This is a genomic window from Kitasatospora sp. NPDC059462 (assembly GCF_042749955.1).
In the GTDB taxonomy this organism is placed as follows: Bacteria; Actinomycetota; Actinomycetes; order Streptomycetales; family Streptomycetaceae; genus Kitasatospora.
Map to the genome: position 1 here is coordinate 1 of NZ_JBHYUU010000342.1, position 4008 is coordinate 4008.

The following is a 4008-nucleotide window of genomic DNA, read 5'->3' on the forward strand; positions in this document are numbered from 1 at the left end:
GTCCGCGCCCCCGCCGGGTCCGTGGTGCGCCGCTACCGTCCTTCGTCGATCAGCCCGAACTCCTCCAGCAGCGCGCCGACCTCCGTCGCCTCCATCCGGTGGAGCAGCCGCTTGCGCAGGAACTCCGGGCCGGGCAGGCTCAGTTCGGCGCCGTCGCGCAGCCGGCTGGTCGCCGCGAGCAGCTTGCGCACGTCGTAGGTCGAGTTGAACACCTCGGGGACCCCGCGCTCGACGTCCAGCAGCCGGTAGGCGGCCTCCATGCCGGTGCGCACCGAGTACTCGGTGGTGAAGATGCAGTCCCGCCCGGTCTCCGCGAACTGGCCGATGAACGCGAAGTTCACCGCGCCGTCCGGCACCACCTGCGGCCGGTCGCCGGCCTTGCGCGGCAGGAAGAACGAGGTGACGTAGGGCATCATCACCGGCACGCAGCGCGCGGCCCCGGCGGCCAGCTCGGGGATCTCCGCCTCGGGGACGCCCAGGTGGTACAGCCACTCCTGGGTGATCTCCTCGCCGGTGCAGTCCTGCATCGGCTTGCGGACGAAGTCGCCCGGCCGGTCGACGAACAGCGAGTACAGCCAGACCACGATCTGGTCGGCCGGCTGCTGCTTGAAGTGCGGCTGGCGGTTGACCGTCCAGCTCAGCAGCCAGGAGGAGTCCCGGGCGGTGACGATGCCGCCGGTGACCACGCCGCCGCTGAACGGGTCGCGCTTGGCGACCTGCTGGATGTAGCGGGGGATGCGCGGGTCCAGGGTGGTGACGGTGGCCGACTCCCACTTGCTCTGCGGGATGTTGCCGCAGAACACCTCGGGGTGGCCGAACTCCGGGTCCTTGGCGGCGATCCGCCGCCACAGGTCCCAGGCCGGGGCCGGGCCCTCGTTCAGCCGGGCCGGGGTGTGCTGGTCGCCGTTGTCGGAGTTCTCGGTGAGCGAGCCGATGGTGGTGAACACCAGGTCGTCCTCGCCGAGTTCGACGCCGCCGGGCTTGCCGGCCTCGGTCCAGTGGATCCGGGTGGCCCGCTTGTGCCCGGGCGTGAGGTCGAAGTCGATGTCGGTGACCTCGGTCTCGTAGCGGAAGGTCACGCCCTGGTCCATCAGCCAGCGGGTCAGCGGCAGCACCATCGACTCGTACTGGTTGTACTTGGTGAACTTCAGCGCGGAGAGGTCCGGCAGGCCGCCGACGTGGTGGACGAAGCGGTGCAGGTAGAGCTTCATCTCCAGGGCGCCGTGCCACTCCTCGAAGGCGAACATGGTCCGCCAGTACAGCCAGAAGTTGCTGTCCAGGAAGTCGCGGCCGAAGACCTCGTCGATCCGCTTGCCCTCGACCTCCTCGCGGGTGGCGAGGAAGATCCGCACCAGGTCCTTCTGCGCCCGGTCGTTCAGCGCGAACAGGCCGTCGGTGCGGGCGTCCCTGCCCCGCTGCTCGGTGACCCGCTGGAGGGAGAAGTTCGGGTCGTCCTTGTTCAGCCAGTAGAACTCGTCGAGCACCGAGGCGCCCTCGACCTCCAGCGAGGGCACCGAGCGGAAGAGGTCCCACAGGCACTCCATGTGGTCCTCCAGCTCCCGGCCGCCGCGCACCACGAAGCCCTTCTCCGGCTCCTTGATGCCGTCCAGCGCGCCACCGGGCAGCCGCAGCCGCTCCAGGACGGTGATCCGCTCGCCGGGCATCTGCGCATCGCGTACCAGGAACGCCGCACCCGCGAGCGACGCCAGCCCCGCGCCGACGAACCAGGCGCTCGCCCGGTCGGCCCGCTCGGGCTTGCGCGGCCTGGCGAACGCTTCGTAGTTCCCGCTGCTCCAGTACACGTGCACTCCTTCGATCGGTGAACAGCCGCCCGCGCGCCGGGGCGGACCTCGCCCACGCTCGCCAACGGTCCCTGCGACGGCAACGCGGCTGGACCGAACGGGTGACACCCCGCCGGCCGGCCACCGCGTGCCGTGATCACCACACTGCTCCCGGACGGGGGAGCGGCGGATCGGACCACCGGGACCCGATCGAGGACCGGAGGTCCCGGGCCGGCCGGGCGCTTGGTCCCGGTTTCGGCCGTTGTGCCGCGGGGCAGGGCCGGGTGCCCCCGTGGCGGCCGAGGGCCCACGAACAGCCCACCCGGGGTGTCCCTGCGGCCGGGGCGGACGATCCTCGTGCCATGGCCTCGATCGTCGTGCTCTACGAGCTGGAACCCGCCCGGGCGCTCGGCCCCGACGGGGTCGAGCCCGCCGTGGCGGCCGTGCACGCCGCCGGGGCGGACCCGGACGTGCCGGAGGACCCGCTGCCGCGCACCCTGTGCGGGCGCGACACCGCGGACATGGAGCACGCGCACTTCCGGCCGGGGCTGGGCGAGCCGTGGTACCCGCCGGCGCTCGCCGAGCAGCGCTGCCGGGAGTGCGAACGGGCGCTGCGGGCCCGGTAACGGACGGCGGGCCCCCGCCGGGCGGGGGGCCGGCCACCGAATCCGGCCGGGGGGTTTCCCCCAGGGAAGTCGGAGGCCGTCCCCAGCGCGCCGCCGCCGTCGCCACCGTGATGATCAACTCACCGGGGAGTTCCCCGGGACCTACGAGTCGAGGAGTGGTCGGAGCGATGGCAGCGAGCAAGCGGATCGGGCGGCGGGGACTGCTGGCGGCGATGGCGGCCGTGGCGGCCGTGGCCGTGCTGGCCCCGGTGACGGCGGTCGCCGCCCCGGTGGAGACGGTGGTCACGGCGGACAGCCGGGCGGCGGCGGCCGTCCGCGCCCTGGACCGGGTGGCCCAGCCGCTGCGGACCACCGAACCCGGCGGCCGCACCACCGACCTCCGCGCACTGGCCACGATGATCGGCGACGCCCGGGTGGTCGGCCTCGGCGAGGCGACCCACGGCTCCCACGAGTTCTTCGCGATGAAGCAGCGGCTCTTCCGCCACCTCGTCGAGGAGAAGGGCTTCACCACCTTCGCCCTGGAGACGAGCTGGACCAGCGGACTGCTGATCGACGCGTACGTCCAGGGCGGCCCCGGCGACGCGCGGCAGATCGTCAAGGACGCCCTGGGCGGCAGCCCCTGGGAGCGGGAGGAGTTCGCCGACCTGATCTCCTGGATGCGCGCGTACAACCGCAGCCACCCGCAGCGCCCGGTCCACTTCCTGGGCGACGACATCGGCGCGCCGAAGCTCGGCGACGCCGTCTTCGAGCGGGTCGTCTCCTACGTCCGGCAGGCCAGGCCGGACGCCGTGCCGCAGCTCGACGGGCTCTACGCCGGCCTGCGGCCCCTGGACGACATCATCGCCCACCTCGGCCGGCCGCTCGCCGAGCGCCGGGAGAACGCCGCCCGGGCCCAGCAGGCGCTCGACCTGGTCACCGCGAGCGGCACCCCCGGCGACGACGCGTACGAGTGGGCGGTGCAGCACGCCCGCAACATCGCCCAGACCTTCGCCTTCGCCACCCTCGACATGGCCGACCCGAACTCCGTCTCCGCCGCGGAGCAGCTGCGCGACCGGGCCATGGCCGACAACACCGCCTGGTGGCAGCGCCGCACCGGCGGCAAGGTCCTGCTGTCGGCGCACAACGGGCACGCCGGGTACCTGTCCAGCGACCCCTTCCTCTACCCCGTGCCGCAGGGCTCCCACCTGCGCGACGCCTACGGCAGCGGCTACGTGGCCATCGGCTTCACCTTCGACCGCGGGTCCTTCCTCACCAACGACGCGGTGCTGACCGGTGGCTGGAAGTCCGTCACGGTTCCGCCGGCCACACCGGACATGAACGAGTACACCCTCGACCGGGTCCGCCACCGCGACTACTACGTCGACCTGCGCACCGTGCCCGAGGCGGCCCGCGACTGGCTGGACGTCAGCCGCCCCACCTACGACGCCGGCTCGGTGTTCATCAGCGACCCGATGCCGCGGCTCGCCGTCGGCCGGGCCTACGACGTCCTCATCCACCTCAACGAGGTGCACGCGGCCCGCAAGCTCTGACCGGCCGCCCGGCGGGGCGCGGCGCCGCGCCCCCGCGGGCCGGGCGGGGGGTCGCGGCGGGCGGGGGGGGTG

At 73.2% G+C, this 4008-nt stretch carries 3 protein-coding genes; 2 read left to right on the plus strand and 1 reads right to left on the minus strand.

Going from position 1 to position 4008, the window contains the following annotated elements; all coding sequences use genetic code 11:
* Positions 1–32 precede the first annotated feature (32 nt).
* The gene (locus ACFXAM_RS38135; RefSeq protein ID WP_380298467.1) at positions 33–1802 is read right to left on the minus strand and encodes an oleate hydratase; all 1770 of its coding nucleotides are present in this window, start codon (positions 1800–1802) and stop codon (positions 33–35) included.
* A gap of 341 nt (positions 1803–2143) precedes the next feature.
* Here ACFXAM_RS38135 and ACFXAM_RS38140 point away from each other — a divergent pair, with 341 nt between their 5' ends.
* Both ACFXAM_RS38140 and ACFXAM_RS38145 read left to right on the plus strand, forming a co-directional pair.
* Complete coding sequence (locus ACFXAM_RS38140; RefSeq protein ID WP_380298469.1) at positions 2144–2407, plus strand: hypothetical protein; 264 nt, start codon at positions 2144–2146, stop codon at positions 2405–2407.
* Positions 2408–2574: 167 nt separating this feature from the next.
* Positions 2575–3936, plus strand: a complete 1362-nt coding sequence (locus ACFXAM_RS38145) for an erythromycin esterase family protein (RefSeq protein WP_380298471.1) — start codon at positions 2575–2577, stop codon at positions 3934–3936.
* Positions 3937–4008 lie beyond the last annotated feature (72 nt).

Bases quoted from the DNA above. Each gene is read 5' to 3' on its own strand.
- ACFXAM_RS38140 (WP_380298469.1), top strand. From the start codon at position 2,144: ATGGCCTCGATCGTCGTGCTCTACGAGCTGGAACCCGCCCGGGCGCTC.
- ACFXAM_RS38145 (WP_380298471.1), top strand. From the start codon at position 2,575: ATGGCAGCGAGCAAGCGGATCGGGCGGCGGGGACTGCTGGCGGCGATG.